Source organism: Klebsiella sp. RHBSTW-00484, assembly GCF_013705725.1.
GTDB lineage: Bacteria > Pseudomonadota > Gammaproteobacteria > Enterobacterales > Enterobacteriaceae > Klebsiella.
Genome location: NZ_CP055481.1, coordinates 4,260,858 through 4,277,180, shown reverse-complemented (window position 1 = coordinate 4,277,180; position 16,323 = coordinate 4,260,858). Strand labels below are relative to the sequence as shown.

Genomic DNA, 16,323 nt, shown 5'->3' with positions numbered 1-16,323 from the left:
GACCACGGGACGTAATAATTACCGGACTGAAATGTATTCGTACGGTGGATTATTTAGCAGCGCCAACAGATTCGCGGCCAATTGCGGAGCAACGGTTTCTGGACGAGCATTCGGCTGCCACTGACGCATTTGGGTCATTTCCATACCAGCATAACCACACGGGTTAATTCGCAGGAATGGTGACAGATCCATGGCGATATTCAGCGCCAGACCGTGGAATGAGCAACCTTTACGGATACGCAGGCCCAGAGAGCAGATTTTTTGCTCGCCGACATAGACGCCGGGAGCATCGGCGCGGGGGTGCGACTCAATGCCAGATTCTGCTAGCGTGTTCACGACGGTTTGCTCTAAAAGGGTGACCAGCTCACGTACGCCCAGCTTACGGCGTTTAAGATTCAGCAGGACGTACATCACCTGCTGCCCGGGACCATGATAGGTAACCTGCCCGCCACGGTCACTCTGAATCACTGGGATATCGCCAGGAACGAGAACATGTTCGGCTTTTCCGGCCTGACCCTGAGTGAACACAGGATGATGCTCGACCAACCAGATTTCATCCAGGGTGGAGTCGTCGCGAGTGTCGGTGAACTCATGCATTGCCTGCGAGACAGGTTCGTAAGGTTGCAGGCCGAGTTGGCGGATGAGAATTTTATTGTGCTGCAAAACAACGTCTCCGCAGAGAGAGAATAACTTGAGTGGGGAGTATATCACAGCGAGAAAGAGAGGATTACCCGGCACAAAGGCCGGGTCAAGGAATCGGTTTACAGCACCATTCGCACGATTTCAATATTGCCCAACTCTTCGTACAGGGTTTCTACCTGCTCGATATGTGTGGCGGTAATCGTGATGGAGACCGAGTGGTAGTTGCCTTTGCTGCTGGGCTTTACCGTCGGAGAGTAATCACCTGGTGCATGGCGCTGTACCACTTCAACCACCTGGTCAACCAGCTCCGGCAACGCCTGTCCCATTACTTTGTAAGTAAAAGGAGTAGGGAATTCAAGCAGTTCGTTAAGTTTGGTTTTCATGTCAGCTCCGGTGTTACAACAAAAAATAATAACTCCCACGACGTGTGGGAGTTATCAGGATACCTAGTATATGGGGACGCAAATCACACTTTCAAGTGTTCGATTTTTAACCAAACCAGTGATGGAACATTAACTTAATGTAATCAATGATTTTGCCGAAGAAATTGCCTTCCGGAATTTCCTGCAGTACGACCAGCGGGCGCTGATCGATAGTTTTACCGTCCAACTGGAAATTAATGGTGCCAACAACCTGGTTTTTCTGCAGCGGCGCGTGCAGTTCGGCATTGTTCAGGACATAGCTGGCTTTCAGGTCTTTCATACGACCACGAGGGATAGTCAGATAAACGTCTTTGTCCACACCGAGGGAGGCGCGATCGTTATCACCAAACCAGGCGGGTTCAGAGGCGAACTCTTTCCCGGCTTTAATCGGGTTAACGGTTTCAAAGAAGCGGAAGCCCCAGGTCAGCAGTTTTTTGCTCTCGGACTCACGGCCTTTATAGGTACGTCCACCCATCACGGCGGAGATCAGGCGCATCTGGCCTTCGGTTGCCGAAGCCACGAGATTATAGCCCGCTTTGTCCGTGTGGCCCGTTTTAATGCCGTCGACGCTCAGACTTTTATCCCATAGCAGGCCGTTACGGTTGAGCTGGCGAATCCCGTTAAAGGTGAACTCTTTTTCTTTGTAGATGGTGTATTCGTTCGGCACATCGCGGATCAGCGCCTGGCCAATCAGCGCCATATCACGCGCCGAGCTGAACTGACCATCGGCATCCAGGCCATGAACGGTCTGGAAATGGGTGTTCTTCAGACCCAGAGCGTTAACGTAGTTGTTCATCAGGCCGACGAAGGCATCCTGGCTACCAGCGACATAGTCGGCCATAGCTACACAGGCATCATTACCTGATTGCAGGTTAATACCGCGGATCAGCTGGGAAACCGGTACCTGCATACCAGGCTTAAGGAACATCAGTGAGGAGCCTTTAAAGACTGGGTTACCGGTCGCCCACGCATCGTTACCAACGGTGACCAGATCGGATTCTTTAAACTTGCCCGCTTTCATCGCCTGACCAATAACATAGCTGGTCATCATCTTGGTCAGACTCGCCGGGTCGCGGCGGGAATCGGCGTTATTTTCAGCCAATACCTTGCCTGAGTTGTAATCGATAAGAACCCAGGATTCGGCATCAATCTGCGGGGCGCCAGGGATCATAGTTTTGATATTCAGGTCATCGGCGCGGGCAGCTGAGGATAGCGCTGCCACGGAGAGCGCCGTAACAAGTAAACGAGCGGTGAAAGAGGTCTTCATGGTCTGAACAACGGCATCCGTGATGGAGTTAAAAAAAAGTGCCTTACTATAGCAAATGCACTGCGGGCCAGCATCCGACATTGCGCATGACTTTGTTAATGACTTTGTCATGCGTGGTGAGCGGAGGACAACAGCCCGACGCGTTTAGTTGGCGCGAGTAATAAATGATTGCAGCTGAGCTTCGCTTTGCAAGCGTTGTTGAACCGTGCTGGCTTGCCCTTTGCTGCTGAATGGGCCCAATTGAATACGCCATACCGCGCCGTTTTGCATCACGCGGCCGGGTACGGAGAATTGCTGGCTCAGGCGCTGCTGATACTGCTGCGCACGGGCCTGATCGCTGACGGCACCCACCTGTACGACGAAGTCACCGCTGGTGGTGGCAGCCGCTGGTGTTACCGCAGCAGTCGCTGCTACGGCAGGCGCTACGCCGCCCTGGACCGAACCTGGAGCAGTAACCGGCGCGGTTTGTACAACTGGCTCACTGCTTTCCAGCACCCCACTGTTCAGCGGCGTTGGCGCGCCAAGGAACCCGCCGCTGTTTACCGGCGCACCGGTGCTATCTTCTGGCTTTAAAGTTGAGTTGCTGATGGCATGAACATCAGTTTGTGCGGGTTGACCGATGGCCGCGCCGTTATCACCATCGAGATTCGGACGTGCAGGCAGAGCGTAGGTCTGTTTAGCAACGGTCGTACAGGCCATGCCGGGGCCGGAAAGTGATCCATCTGGGGTGACAACGATCGGATCGATACGCACTTTGGTATTGTTCGAGGTATTCAGACGATCGGCTGAGGCACGTGAAAGCGAGATGACGCGATCGTTGCCGTAAGGTCCGCGATCGTTAATGCGTACCACGATCATTCGCCCGTTCGCGAGGTTTGTTATCCGCGCGTAGCTTGGGATCGGTAACGTCGGATGCGCGGCGGTGAGCTGCGTCGGGTCGAAGGCTTCCCCTGAGGCGGTCAGGTTGCTGTTCGGCTCTGCATCGTAAATAGCGGCAAAACCAGCCTGGGTGAAGTTAGAGGGATCCTGGACGATTTTATAACTTTTGCCATCGCGTTCGTAGTCTTGATTCGCCGTTGCGTTAGGCGTTTCGTACTGTGGATCGGCACCGCTGATTTCCACAGTTGGTCCATTACAAACGGCCGGCTGTGGAGTGCTGACCGTTTTCTGTTGAACGTCATCACTCTGACATGCCGCCAGCAGCCCTGCTGCTATGCAGATCCCCAGCCATTGCTTACGCATCGCGAACCCCTTAAACGCTTTTCGACAACATTTTTCTATGAGTATGGATCGACATGACGATACCAAACCCGGCCATCAATACGATTAGGGCTGAGCCCCCGTAGCTGACCAGCGGCAAAGGTACCCCCACCACTGGTAAAATACCACTTACCATACCAATATTTACGAAGACATAAACGAATAAAATCAACATTAAACCCCCAGCCATAACCCGACCAAAGGTGGTTTGCGCCTGGGAGGCGATCCATAACCCACGCATGATAAGCAAAATATACAGCGCCAGCAGGATCAGTACGCCAATCAGCCCCAGCTCCTCAGCCAGAACGGCAAAGATAAAGTCGGTATGGCGCTCCGGTAAGAATTCCAGCTGCGACTGGGTGCCGTGCAGCCAGCCTTTTCCGCGTAATCCACCGGATCCGATAGCGATTTTTGATTGAATAATGTGGTAGCCCGCGCCGAGCGGATCGGTTTCCGGGTCGAGCAGCATCATCACGCGCTGGCGCTGATAATCATGCATCAGGAAGAACCACAAGATGGGGATAAAGGCGGCGACCAGCACCACCGCAATGCCGATCAGACGCCAGCTCAGCCCAGACAAGAACAGGACGAACAGGCCGGATAACGCTACCAGAATCGAAGTTCCGAGGTCAGGCTGCGCGGCAACCAGCAGCGTGGGCAGGAAAATCAGCACCAGCGCAATGGCGGTATTCTTTAGCGATGGTGGACAAACATCGCGGTTGATAAAGCGCGCCACCATCAGCGGTACGGCAATCTTCGCGATTTCCGAGGGCTGAAAACGGACGATACCGAGATCCAGCCAGCGCTGCGCCCCTTTGGAAATTGCGCCAAAGGCATCCACCGCCACCAGCAGGATAATACAGACGATGTAGAGGTAGGGAGCCCAGCCCTCATACACACGCGGCGGGATCTGCGCCATGACGATCATGATAACGACGCCCATGGCGATCTGGCCGATTTTGCGCTCCATCATGCCCATGTCCTGACCGCTAGCGCTCCAGATAACCAGCGCGCTATAGGTCAGTAACGCCAGCAGGATAAGCAGCATGGTGGGATCGAGATGGATTTTATCCCATAGCGATTTTTTGTTTGGATTATCCGTCATTATTGATCCTCCCCAGCCGTGACCGCCGGATTTTCACTCGGCAGATTGGTATTGTTATCGCCCAGCATTATATGATCGAGAATCTGGCGCATAATGGTACCAACTGCAGGCCCTGCGCCGCCGTTCTCGAGAATGATTGCAACGGCAACCTGGGGGTTGTTATAAGGGGCAAATGCCGTCATGAGTTTGTGGTCACGCAGGCGTTCTGCGATTCGGTGCGCGTTATAGGTTTCATTGGCTTTCAGGCCAAAGACTTGGGCGGTGCCCGATTTCGCCGCAATTTTATACGGCGCGCTGGCGAAATATTTATGTGCAGTACCGTTTCCACGGTTGGCTACGCCATACATTCCGTCTTTGGCGATTTCCCAAAAACCAGAGTGAATATCGCCGACCGGCGGTTCGTGCGGCTGTACCCATGGTACTGGTTTGCCATCTTCAACCGTGCTTTGCAGCAGGTGCGGCACTTTGACGACACCGTCGTTAATCAGGATCATCAGCGCTTTGTTCATCTGAATCGGCGTTGCGGTCCAGTAGCCCTGACCGATGCCGACCGGAATAGTATCGCCCTGATACCACGGCTTCTTGAAGCGTTTGAGCTTCCACTCACGGGTAGGCATATTGCCGGAGCGTTCTTCAGAGAGATCAACGCCAGTATAGTGACCGTACCCGAATTTGCTCATCCATTCGGACAGGCGATCGATACCCATATCGTAAGCAACCTGATAGAAATAGGTATCAGCGGACTCTTCCAGTGCTTTGGTGACGTTCAGATGCCCGTGGCCCCACTTCTTCCAGTCGCGATAGCGTTTATCTGAACCTGGCAGTTGCCACCAGCCGGGGTCAAACAGGCTGGTATTACGAGTGATCACGCCCGCGCTGAGCGCTGAGACAGCAACGTAGGGTTTAACCGTCGAGGCAGGAGGATATACCCCTTGAGTCGCGCGGTTGACCAGCGGCGTATTCGGATCGTTGAGCAGGCCTGAATAATCTTTACTGGAGATGCCGTCAACGAACAGATTCGGATCGTAGCTTGGAGTCGATACCAATGCGAGGATCGCGCCGGTTCGTGGGTCGGTTACAACGACGGCCGCGCGGCTTCCCGCGAGCAGCGTTTCAATATACTGCTGTAGTTTCAGGTCGAGCGTTAAATAGATATCGCGCCCGGCCTGCGGTGGGACTTCCTTAAGCTGACGAATCACGCGACCACGGTTGTTAACCTCGACCTCTTCATAGCCGGTTTCCCCGTGCAGCACATCTTCGTAGTAGCGCTCAATACCGAGTTTACCGATGTCATGCGTCGAGGCATAGTTAGCCAGCTTCCCCTCTTTATCCAGGCGATCGACGTCTTTATCGTTAATTTTAGAGACGTAGCCGATAACGTGGGTAAGGGCGGAATTATAGGGATAGTAACGGCGTTTATAGCCTTTGACTTCCACGCCGGGGAAGCGGTACTGGTTAACCGCGAAACGAGCCACCTGGACTTCGGTAAGGTTCACTTTCACCGGAATAGAGGTAAAGCGATGCGAGCGTGAGCGCTCTTTTTTAAAGTTCGCCACATCGTCATCGGTCAGATCGATGACGTCACGCAGCGCATCCAGCGTCTGCTGTACGTTATCGACCTTCTCCGGCATCATTTCCAACTGGTAAATTGTGCGGTTAAGCGCCAGCGGCGTACCGTTGCGATCGTAGATAATGCCGCGACTCGGCGGAATAGGGACCAGCTTGATGCGGTTTTCGTTCGAGCGTGTTTGATAGTCTGTGTAACGCACAATTTGCACGTTATAGAGGTTGGCGATCAGTACGCCGGTAAGCAGCAAAATCCCCAAAAAAGCGACCAGCGCCCGGCGCACAAACAGCGAGGATTCAGCCGTATAGTCGCGGAAAGAATTCTGTAATTTCATTCGCTGCTTAGTCTACCCTGGTCATCATTACTCACGGTGGTAAGGGTGGTTGGTGGTAATGCTCCACGCCCGATAAAGACTCTCGGCCACCAGTACGCGAACCAGCGGGTGAGGTAATGTGAGCGTTGAGAGCGACCAACTTTGTTCCGCTGCCGCTTTACAAGCTGGAGAAAGGCCTTCCGGGCCGCCGATGAGCAGGCTGACGTCGCGGCCATCCTGTTTCCAGCGCTCCAGTTCGCGCGCCAACTGTGGCGTATCCCACGGTTTCCCCGGGATATCCAGGGTCACGATGCGGTTTTTTCCTGCGGCCGCCAACATCATTTCCCCTTCTTTTTCAAGGATGCGCTTGATGTCAGCATTTTTACCGCGTTTACCGGCGGGGATCTCCACCAGTTCGAACGGCATATCTTTTGGAAAACGGCGCAGATACTCGCTAAAGCCGGTCTGAACCCAGTCCGGCATTTTGGTGCCAACGGCCACCAGGTGCAGCTTCACGCATTAACTCCAGAGTTTTTCCAGCTCGTACAAACGACGGCTCTCTTCCTGCATGACGTGAACCATAACGTCGCCAAGATCCACAACAATCCAATCGGCAGCGGCTTCACCTTCAACGCCCAGCGGCAGCATACCGGCGGCGCGAGATTCTTGCACAACGTGATCGGCGATGGACATAACATGGCGTGTGGAGGTGCCTGTGCAGATAACCATGCAATCTGTAATGCTGGATTTGCCATGAACGTCAATGGCTACGATGTCCTGACCTTTCAGGTCATCAATTTTGTCGATAACAAAATCCTGGAGTGCTTTACCCTGCAAGAGTTCCCCCTGGGTGAGTGTGAAGTGTGATAATAATAAACAGCCTGACAGTATACCCGAACTGGTGACAAAGTCGGGATAAATGTCGATAGACAGGCGGTGAAGGCGGCTATCATCCCATCCATCGCCGATGATTGCATCGCCATTTTTGTAAAACAATTTCTGCAAAGTTCAAATGGCGGGTGCAGCCTGGCTGCGGAGAATAACAGCCTGCTTTGGTCTGTCAATGGTCTGCGCGCAATTCTTCTTCCGCTAGCCAGACGGCCTGGCTATTTAGCACCCGAAGCGTGGCGAAATCTGGTTGGATATCGACCATGCTCCATGCGCCATGCTCGATGGGGAAGTGCCACATTGAGGCCGCCGGCATGTTGAGCAATTGGGCAATCAACAGGCTAAGGACGCCCTGATGACCGACGATTAACAGATGCTCAAGCTGTTGATATCGGGGGAGAGTGGCGGTAAAGCCGGAGACCCGCTGGGCAAACGCTTGAAAGCCTTCACCGTTGGTGGGGGCGGCGTGCTGCCAGTCGGCGCACCAGGCGGCGTAGTTTTCCGCATCCTCGTGCTGTAAATCCCTATGATGGCGCATTTCCCAGTCGCCAAAGAACATTTCATTGAGTTCGGGAAAATATTGTTGGGGAATTTCTCGTTCGCCAAGCAGCAGGCTGGCCGTGCGTTGGGTTCGTTCGAGTTCACTACAAAATACGCGCTGGAAGGGGACAGCATGAAGGCGCTTTCCCAGGGCGTGCGCTTGACTGACACCACGTTCGGTTAATGAAGTAGGAGCATGCCCGCTGTACAGGCCCGCGATGTTGGCCTCGGTTTCACCGTGACGAACTAACCATAATTTCATGATTAACCTCGCTAATGAGGAAAGAGACGAAGCACAACGATACTCTGTTTATCAGCGGCATCGCCAGCGCCGGGTCAACAATAAAGCTTTTGCTGGCGGATATAGTCCAGTACTGCTGCTGGCAGCATATCGGCGCAGGATTCACCCGTCTCAAGACGCTGGCGGATTATTGTCGCAGAGATATCAAACCATGGCGTTTCGGCCAGATAGATAACGCCTGCCGGGCTGCTGTGCAGGCGCTCAACATCGTGGGTCAGATGTTTGTCCAGCCACAGCTGATCTTGTTCGCAATCCATTGCCAGCGGATAGCCCGGACGTCGGCAAACGATCAAATGAACGTTATCAAGAATGCTTTCATAGTCGTGCCAGGTGGTAAAGGTGAGAAGCGAATCCTGGCCAATAACAAAGGCCAGCGGTCGTTTCGGCCCTTCCTCCTGACGCCACTCCCGCAATGTTTGCGCCGAATATGACGGTGTATCACGTTTAAGTTCACGATCGTCAAGGATGAACAAAGGCTTATCGGCGATGGCAAGCTCCAGCATGTGCCTACGCTGGTCGCTGGTGGCCTCGGGCTGCGGGCGGTGCGGCGGCACATTGTTGGGTACAATAATGACTTTATTCAGACCGATTTGGTTAGCCAGAATTTCCACCGGTTTAAGGTGACCATAGTGCACCGGATCGAAGGTGCCGCCGTACATAGCCTGCAACTGAGTCATATCAACCATCAATAAAAACGTCTGCCAGCGCTTTATGGCAGAGCAACAAAGAGAGACTTTCCAGCTCGGGCCAGACGGAGTGTCCGTAATCCTGCTTGAAGGTGAGTTCTGCGCGGGTCAGTAACGTGACGGCCTGGCGCAACTGGTCGGCGCTGAGGCGAGCGAGAGCATCGCTGACCAGTTGCCGGCGATTCTGCCATACCCGATGCTTATCGAATAACGAACGCAGCGGCGTATGAACAGACTGTCGTTTCAGGTTCACCAGCAGCAGCAGCTCACGCTGGAGTGTTCGCAGTAGAATTGCCGGTTCGCTGCCTTCCAGACGCAGTTGTTGCAGCACGTGCAGGACGCGCTTACTTTTGCCTGCCAGTAACGCATCAACCCAGTGATAAGGGGTGAAATGAGCGGCATCATTCACCGCCTGTTCAACGCGCGGTAGCGTCAGTTTGCCGTCAGGCCACAGTAATGACAGACGCTCGAGGGCCTGCGCCAGTGCCAGCAGATTGCCTTCATAGCAGTAGCACAACAGTTGGCTGGCTGCGTCATCAAGCTGCAGATTATTTTGTTTTGCGCGTGCGGCGAGCCAGCGCGGTAGCTGGGCATATTCCGGCGTCTGGCAACTCACTTGTACCGCACGATTGGCAAGGGTTGTCACCCACGCGGCGTTTTCCTGAGCTTTTGTTAGCTTATTGCCACGAACAATCAGCAATAAGTCGTCGTGAAGCATGCCGACAAGCGTCGCCAGCTGTTCATTGATGGCGGCATTAGGGCCGTTTTCCGGCAGTATCAGCAGCAGCGTTTGACGACTGGCAAACAGGCTCATCGCCTGGCTCAGAGAGAACAGGGCTGACCAGTCGGTGCTGGCATCAATAGTGGCGGAGTGGTGTTCGATAAAGCCCTGGGCAGCAGCGGCTTCGCGTATTGCGTCCTGACTTTCCTGCAACAGCAGTGGGTCGTTGCCAAGCAGCAGATAGGCCGCGCGCAGCCCTTCAGTGAGCTGCGCGCGGAGTTGTTCCGGGTACAACCGAATCATCAGTTACCCAGCGTAGTGGAGACGCGGTTGCCGGAGGTTGAAGATGCTGGGGTCGTGGCGACCGGCTTCTCATCCTCTTTTGTGGCTTCGACATCCGCGACATGAACGCTTGGCAGCTTACGGATCAGTTGTTCCGCGGCTTTATCGTACATTTCCTGGATGATCATGTCCTGCTCAGCATCTTTCGCTAATGCCGCCTGCGGGTTATCGAAGAACGAGCGATAGACTTTGGTCGTGATCGGATAGATATCATGGCCCGGGATCAGCACGCTGGCATTCACCGTCATCACCATTTGATATTCTGCGGTACGGCCATCCTGGAAAATAGATGCTGTATCTTTCTGAATCGACGATGATTCCAGACGCAAAGAAGGAATATCTTTGCGCAAAGTGCTGGCATCGACCAGTTCGATACCGTTCAGACGCAGCTGATTACGGACCGCACGGCTTAATGGACCATTCGGATCGCCCGACTGGAGGATCATGGTTTTCATTGCGGTTGGAACCTGCGTAGTACTACGTAGATGCCAGCCGCAGCCGGCGGTGATTAACACCGCCAGAGATAACACCAATGTTGCCAGATATCGCACGCTTCCTCCCGCGCTTAGCCAACGACCAGATTGAGCAGTTTACCCGGAACGTAAATGACTTTACGCACGGTCACACCGTCAAGATATTTCGCGACCAGATGTTCCTGACCAGCACGTTCACGAACCTGCTCTTCGGTTGCATCCACCGCAACGGTAATTTTACCACGAACTTTACCATTTACCTGGACGACGACCAGGGTGGTATTTTCAACCATCGCGCCTTCGTCAGCGACCGGCCACGGCGTGTTGTCAATGTCGCCTTCGCCGCCCAGCTCCTGCCACAGAGTAAAGCTGGCATGAGGGGTGAACGGGTTGAGCATACGTACGACCGCCAGCAGAGCCTCACGCATCAGCGCGCGATCCTGTTCGCTTTCCTGCGGCGCTTTCGCCAGCTTGTTCATCAGCTCCATAATCGCCGCAATGGCGGTGTTGAAGGTCTGACGACGGCCGATATCATCGGTTACTTTGGCAATCGTTTTATGCACGTCGCGGCGCAGCGCTTTCTGATCTTCACTCAGGCTGGCAACATCCAGCGCGGCAACAGCACCCTGGGTGGTGTGTTCGTAAACCAGTTTCCAGACGCGCTTCAGGAAGCGGTTAGCACCTTCTACGCCAGACTCCTGCCACTCGAGGGTCATGTCTGCCGGAGAGGCGAACATCATAAACAGGCGCACGGTATCCGCGCCGTAACGCTCAACCATTTCCTGCGGGTCGATGCCGTTGTTTTTTGACTTAGACATCTTGCTCATGCCGGTATACACCAGCTCGCGGCCTTGCGGGTCGAAGGCTTTAACGATACGGCCTTTCTCGTCACGTTCCACGGTCGCGTCTTTCGGGGAAACCCAGTTGCGCTCGCCGTTTTCGCCGACGTAGTAGAAGGCATCCGCCAGCACCATCCCCTGACACAGTAGTTGTTTAGCTGGTTCGTCGGAGTTCACCATGCCCGCATCGCGCATCAGCTTGTGGAAGAAGCGGAAGTAGAGCAGGTGCATGATGGCGTGTTCGATACCGCCAATATAAATATCAACTGGCAGCCAGTAGTTCGCGGCTTTAGGGTCCAGCATTCCCTCGTCATACTGCGGGCAGGTATAGCGCGCATAGTACCAGGAAGACTCCATAAATGTGTCGAAAGTATCGGTTTCACGCAGCGCAGGCTGACCGTTGACGGTGGTTTTCGCCCACTCAGGGTCGGCCTTGATTGGGCTGGTGATCCCATCCATCACTACATCTTCCGGCAGGATAACCGGCAGTTGATCTTCCGGCGTTGGCATTACGGTACCGTCTTCCAGGGTGACCATTGGGATCGGCGCGCCCCAGTAGCGCTGACGGGATACACCCCAGTCACGCAGACGATAGTTGATCTTACGTTTGCCAACGCCGAGAGAAGCCAGTTTGTCAGCGATAGCGTTGAAGCCCGCTGCGTGATCAAGACCGCTGAACTCACCAGAGTTAAACAGCGCGCCTTTGTCAGTCATCGACTGAGCGGACAGATCAGGTTCAGACCCGTCAGCAGCCAGAATAACCGGCTTAATGTTCAGACCATATTTGCTGGCGAACTCGTAGTCGCGCTGATCGTGGCCCGGAACGGCCATCACTGCGCCAGTACCGTATTCCATCAGTACAAAGTTTGCCGCCCATACCGGGATGGCTTCGCCGGTCAGCGGGTGAATTGCCTTAAAGCCGGTATCAATGCCTTTTTTCTCCATGGTCGCCATATCCGCTTCGGCAACTTTGGTATTGCGGCATTCGTCAATAAAGGCAGCCAGCGCTGGGTTGTTGGCAGCAGCTTGCTGCGCCAGCGGGTGACCCGCTGCAACGGCCAGGTAGGTGCAACCCATAAAGGTGTCAGGACGGGTGGTATAGACCGTCAGCTTGTCAGCATACTCGTTCACGTCGAAGGAGATTTCGACGCCTTCAGAGCGACCAATCCAGTTGCGCTGCATGGTCTTCACGGTGTCCGGCCAGTGATCCAGGTTATCCAGATCGTTCAGCAGCTCGTCAGCGTAGGCGGTGATTTTGATAAACCACTGCGGGATCTCTTTACGCTCAACTTTGGTATCGCAGCGCCAGCAGCAGCCATCGATGACCTGTTCGTTGGCGAGAACGGTTTGATCGTTCGGACACCAGTTAACGGCTGAGGTCTTTTTATAGACCAGACCTTTTTTATACAGTTCGGTGAAGAACTTCTGTTCCCAGCGGTAATATTCCGGGGTGCAGGTTGCGACTTCACGGCTCCAGTCATAGCCGAATCCCAGCTTTTTCAGCTGGTTTTTCATGTAGGCGATGTTGTCGTAGGTCCACGGGGCCGGAGCGGTGTTATTTTTTACCGCCGCACCTTCAGCAGGCAGACCGAATGCATCCCAGCCGATAGGCTGAAGCACGTTTTTGCCTAGCATACGCTGGTAACGAGCAATCACGTCGCCGATGGTGTAGTTGCGCACGTGGCCCATGTGTAGTCGACCAGAAGGATAAGGAAGCATCGACAGGCAGTAATACTTCTCTTTGCTCTCGTCTTCAGTTACTTCAAATGTACGATTATCGTCCCAGTGAAGCTGGACTTTCGATTCTATCTCTTCCGGGCGGTATTGCTCTTGCATGGCAGCCAGTGGTCCTGTGTTCAATACAGCTACAAAGCGTAGCCAATGGATGTGTTATTTCAGATCGGCATAGCATAGCCCAAACGCCAACGTCAAAACAGCCTTTCGCACACTTTCCATGGATGAAAGCGGCGGAGAAAATTTCACGACTATGTGGGCTAACTGGCAAAGCACCGGGAAAATAACGTCTATTATTAGAAGAAGTTAACCACACCGGAGGCGAAATGATGAACAAGGTTGCTCAATTCTACCGAGAGCTGGTGTCGACGCTTAGCGAGCGGTTACGCAATGGAGAACGCGATATTGATGCGCTGGTGGAGCAGGCCAGGGTTAAAATCAGCCAGTCCGGCGAGTTAACGCAGAGCGAAATCGAGAACGTTATCCGCGCTGTCAGACGTGACCTGGAGGAGTTCGCGCTCAGCTATGAAGAGAGTCAGGATGAGCTCACCGATAGCGTCTTTATGCGCGTGATTAAAGAAAGCCTGTGGCAGGAGTTAGCGGATATTACGGATAAAACTCAGCTTGAGTGGCGCGAGGTGTTTCAGGATCTCAGCCATCACGGCGTTTACCACAGTGGTGAAGTGGTGGGACTGGGAAATTTGGTATGTGAAAAGTGCCATTATCATCTGCCGGTTTATACCCCAGATGTACTGCCACGCTGCCCAAAATGCGGGCACGATCAGTTCCAGCGTCGGCCATTCGAGCCATAAATAATGAGGCCCGGCGTGATAAATATGCGTCGGGTGTTGTTGAGTAGAATTCAGAATAAATTAGAAGGTCAATATAATTCCCGTCAATATATTGGCCTTTATTTTTAAGAAAATGCCGCTCGTTCTTTTCATCTCCATTGCATTTATACTCACCGTATATTACGGCTGAATAACACGATGAAAATATCATTATCGATTGAAATATAAATTCGATAGCAATGGATGCTGCTTTATGAATAAAGACGATCAATATTTATTATTTGCACTTTCTACTCCAATGGAAATTCTGAACCACGATTGTTCCCCATCACACACGTCACCAAAAATGTATGAAGGAATGAAGTTTTTCGATCTCGCCTCTTCCTGGGGTATTGAAAATCGCGATGAATTAATTCAAACCGTTTATCGCATGACGGATGATGGTCATGCGACACAGTTGGCTGGTTTTTATTGCAATTGGTTTCGCTTTTCGCCGCAGGAGTGGCAGGCGCTTATCTGTGATGGGCTGGGTGACAAAGGGCGCGCTTTCGCGCAGTTTGTTGCCGAAACGGCGATGTGCTGTGGCGAAGGGGGGATACGCGCCTGGGATTATGTTCGTATGGGGTTTCTGTGCCGAGTGGGTGTACTCAATAAATGGTTAACGCAAGAGGAGAGTCTGTGGCTGCAATCGCGGGTGCATCTTCGGGCGCTGCATTTTTATAGCGGCTGGGTGCAGTATTACGCCGCCTACTCGCTGGGACGACTGTACTGGCAATCGCCAGAAGAGGATGATCTGAAGGCGCTGAAAATATTTTTAGCGCGCAAAGAGTATGACAAAGCGGGTGAACGCATGTTTCGGGACCTGGTGTCACAAGAGGATAGTTTTTACGCCACGCTGCCGTGGCGGCTATTAGTGGATTATCCCGAATGCCCGGAAACGCTCAAGGACGTTAGCGATCTATGAAAACATGTTGGGAAGTTCTTGGTATCGAGTATACCAACGATGCAGATGCTATTCGTCAGGCCTACCTGGCGCTGCTACCGTCGTTTCACCCGGAAAGCGATCCTCAGGGGTTTAAAGCGCTGCGTCAGGCTTATGAAAGCGCTTTGCAGGAAGCTAAAAAACCCGCAGCGCCAGTGGTGGCGCTGGATGCGAATACGCAGCAAGTCAACGATATGCTGGCGGCGTTTCATGATTTGCTGGCCTGCGATGAACGCCGCTTTCAACCCGCAGCCTGGCAGCGTTTTATCCAGCAGATCAATATGCTTTCTATTAAGCAAGTGGAGAGACTGCGCTGGTCGCTGTACGCGATTGCACAAGAAGCCTGGCCGGTTTCTTATACCTGTCTACGATTACTGGCGGAGCGGTTAGGCTGGGAGCGTCAGGACGGCGGCGAAGAGATTGATAACGAAACGCTGGATAACTTTCTGCATAGCCTTCGTCGTGGCGATCTATTTGATTATTCGCGGCTATTGGCACTACCGGCTGAAGTGCAAAATCAGACCATCGCATTTTATGCTGCTCTGGAAGGATCTTTTTTCAATCATCCCTCGTTTTTTTCCCACTTTATCAATCAGCATGGTGTAACGATTGTACCGGATGATCTTAATTTTCAGCGACGTTTGCTGCGTTGGTACAGCTCGCTGCAATGGGGGATCCCGGAGCTGATTCCCGTCGCAAAAGCGTGGAGAGAGGATGAACCGGACAATACTAGTCCACAATATTATGAATATGCTCAGCGTGTTTATTGTGGTGAAGGCGACAGCCTGCTGCCTGGGCTTTGCGCCCTGTGGAAACAGGAGCCGTCTACGCAGATGGATAATCTGCTGCTGCAATGGTGCCGCCAGAATCGCCCTGACGACTATCCGCTGGTGGTCCTGGCAGTTGAAAGGCATGAGCAGCGGGATAGCGAGGGTGAAGAGTTGGCTTACTTCCACGGCACCAGCGCCCGCACGCGTTTACTGTGGGCTGAAGCCCTGCATAGCGGGATATTATCGCCATTGAGCCGTTGTTTTGTGACGCGTGTTTTGCAAAATAAATTCCCGGAGATTGATAAACAGTACTGTTCGCATCCGCGTTGGCCACTGTACCAGGTCGCTGAGTTATTAGTTCGTCAGAAAACGCTGGCAACAAAGCACTACCTTCCGTTGGTTGAAAGACAGATGGCGAACGATCTTTGTCCCTTTGAGGCGCTGATTATTGGTGCCCTGATGCCATCGGGCGCAGAAATATCATCCTCTGATGAGGCTGACGCGGAGGGCAATGATGAGTTGGATAGTGCCAGCAGTAATGCGAAACCGTTCAATGTATTCAGCGTTATTAAAGTGATTTTCTACATTTTTCTGGTCGCTGGGGCACTGAGTCGGATTTTGCACCTTTTTGGCTGATCTATAAATCTGCTGGAGCGTGTGCTCCAGCATAATATAGATAA

Annotated in this window: 16 protein-coding genes; 3 read left to right on the top strand and 13 right to left on the bottom strand. The window is 53.2% G+C overall.

Annotation, left to right across the window (positions count from 1 at the left end):
• Positions 1–18 precede the first annotated feature (18 nt).
• The 13 genes from lipB to leuS form a co-directional block, all read right to left on the bottom strand.
• Positions 19–663: a lipoyl(octanoyl) transferase LipB gene (gene lipB, locus HV213_RS20265; RefSeq protein WP_181483059.1), complete on the bottom strand. Its 645-nt coding sequence runs from the start codon at positions 661–663 to the stop codon at positions 19–21.
• 98 nt (positions 664–761) lie between these two features.
• On the bottom strand, positions 762–1,025 hold the full coding sequence (gene ybeD / locus HV213_RS20260) for a DUF493 family protein YbeD (protein ID WP_095281214.1): 264 nt from the start codon (positions 1,023–1,025) through the stop codon (positions 762–764).
• Between the two features lie 106 nt (positions 1,026–1,131).
• A complete protein-coding gene (gene dacA, locus HV213_RS20255) occupies positions 1,132–2,331 on the bottom strand; it encodes a D-alanyl-D-alanine carboxypeptidase DacA (RefSeq protein ID WP_110273330.1) in 1,200 nt (399 codons plus the stop codon).
• 144 nt (positions 2,332–2,475) lie between these two features.
• Positions 2,476–3,573, bottom strand: coding sequence for an endolytic peptidoglycan transglycosylase RlpA (gene rlpA, locus HV213_RS20250; RefSeq protein WP_181483058.1), 1,098 nt, complete (start codon positions 3,571–3,573; stop codon positions 2,476–2,478).
• Positions 3,574–3,583: 10 nt separating this feature from the next.
• Positions 3,584–4,696 carry a peptidoglycan glycosyltransferase MrdB gene (gene mrdB, locus HV213_RS20245; protein ID WP_110273332.1) on the bottom strand — a complete coding sequence of 371 codons (1,113 nt, stop codon included), beginning with the start codon at positions 4,694–4,696 and terminating at the stop codon, positions 3,584–3,586.
• Complete coding sequence (gene mrdA / locus HV213_RS20240) at positions 4,696–6,597, bottom strand: peptidoglycan DD-transpeptidase MrdA (protein ID WP_110273333.1); 1,902 nt, start codon at positions 6,595–6,597, stop codon at positions 4,696–4,698. The genes mrdB and mrdA overlap by 1 nt, the downstream gene beginning before the upstream one ends.
• Positions 6,598–6,624: 27 nt before the next feature.
• A complete protein-coding gene (rlmH, locus tag HV213_RS20235; RefSeq protein ID WP_004100160.1) occupies positions 6,625–7,092 on the bottom strand; it encodes a 23S rRNA (pseudouridine(1915)-N(3))-methyltransferase RlmH in 468 nt (155 codons plus the stop codon).
• Positions 7,093–7,095: 3 nt separating this feature from the next.
• Entirely contained in the window at positions 7,096–7,413 is a 318-nt protein-coding gene (gene rsfS, locus HV213_RS20230; protein ID WP_004100162.1) for a ribosome silencing factor, read from the bottom strand.
• A gap of 223 nt (positions 7,414–7,636) precedes the next feature.
• Entirely contained in the window at positions 7,637–8,266 is a 630-nt protein-coding gene (locus HV213_RS20225; protein ID WP_181483057.1) for an adenosylcobalamin/alpha-ribazole phosphatase, read from the bottom strand.
• A 74-nt stretch (positions 8,267–8,340) separates the two neighbouring features.
• Complete coding sequence (gene nadD / locus HV213_RS20220) at positions 8,341–8,991, bottom strand: nicotinate-nucleotide adenylyltransferase (protein ID WP_181483056.1); 651 nt, start codon at positions 8,989–8,991, stop codon at positions 8,341–8,343.
• Positions 8,984–10,015, bottom strand: a complete 1,032-nt coding sequence (gene holA / locus HV213_RS20215) for a DNA polymerase III subunit delta (RefSeq protein WP_181483055.1) — start codon at positions 10,013–10,015, stop codon at positions 8,984–8,986. Before holA ends, nadD begins: the two co-directional genes overlap by 8 nt.
• Positions 10,015–10,605 carry an LPS assembly lipoprotein LptE gene (gene lptE, locus HV213_RS20210; RefSeq protein ID WP_181483054.1) on the bottom strand — a complete coding sequence of 197 codons (591 nt, stop codon included), beginning with the start codon at positions 10,603–10,605 and terminating at the stop codon, positions 10,015–10,017. The genes holA and lptE overlap by 1 nt, the downstream gene beginning before the upstream one ends.
• Positions 10,606–10,619: 14 nt before the next feature.
• The gene (leuS, locus tag HV213_RS20205) at positions 10,620–13,202 is read right to left on the bottom strand and encodes a leucine--tRNA ligase (RefSeq protein ID WP_181483053.1); all 2,583 of its coding nucleotides are present in this window, start codon (positions 13,200–13,202) and stop codon (positions 10,620–10,622) included.
• A 227-nt stretch (positions 13,203–13,429) separates the two neighbouring features.
• Here leuS and HV213_RS20200 point away from each other — a divergent pair, with 227 nt between their 5' ends.
• The 3 genes from HV213_RS20200 to HV213_RS20190 all read left to right on the top strand — a co-directional run bounded on the left by HV213_RS20200 (position 13,430) and on the right by HV213_RS20190 (position 16,279).
• The gene (locus tag HV213_RS20200) at positions 13,430–13,912 is read left to right on the top strand and encodes a zinc ribbon-containing protein (RefSeq protein ID WP_014228404.1); all 483 of its coding nucleotides are present in this window, start codon (positions 13,430–13,432) and stop codon (positions 13,910–13,912) included.
• A gap of 232 nt (positions 13,913–14,144) precedes the next feature.
• A complete protein-coding gene (locus HV213_RS20195) occupies positions 14,145–14,855 on the top strand; it encodes a DUF1266 domain-containing protein (RefSeq protein WP_181483052.1) in 711 nt (236 codons plus the stop codon).
• Positions 14,852–16,279 (top strand): J domain-containing protein, encoded by a 1,428-nt coding sequence (locus HV213_RS20190; RefSeq protein ID WP_181483051.1) that lies wholly within the window; start codon positions 14,852–14,854, stop codon positions 16,277–16,279. The genes HV213_RS20195 and HV213_RS20190 overlap by 4 nt, the downstream gene beginning before the upstream one ends.
• Positions 16,280–16,323 lie beyond the last annotated feature (44 nt).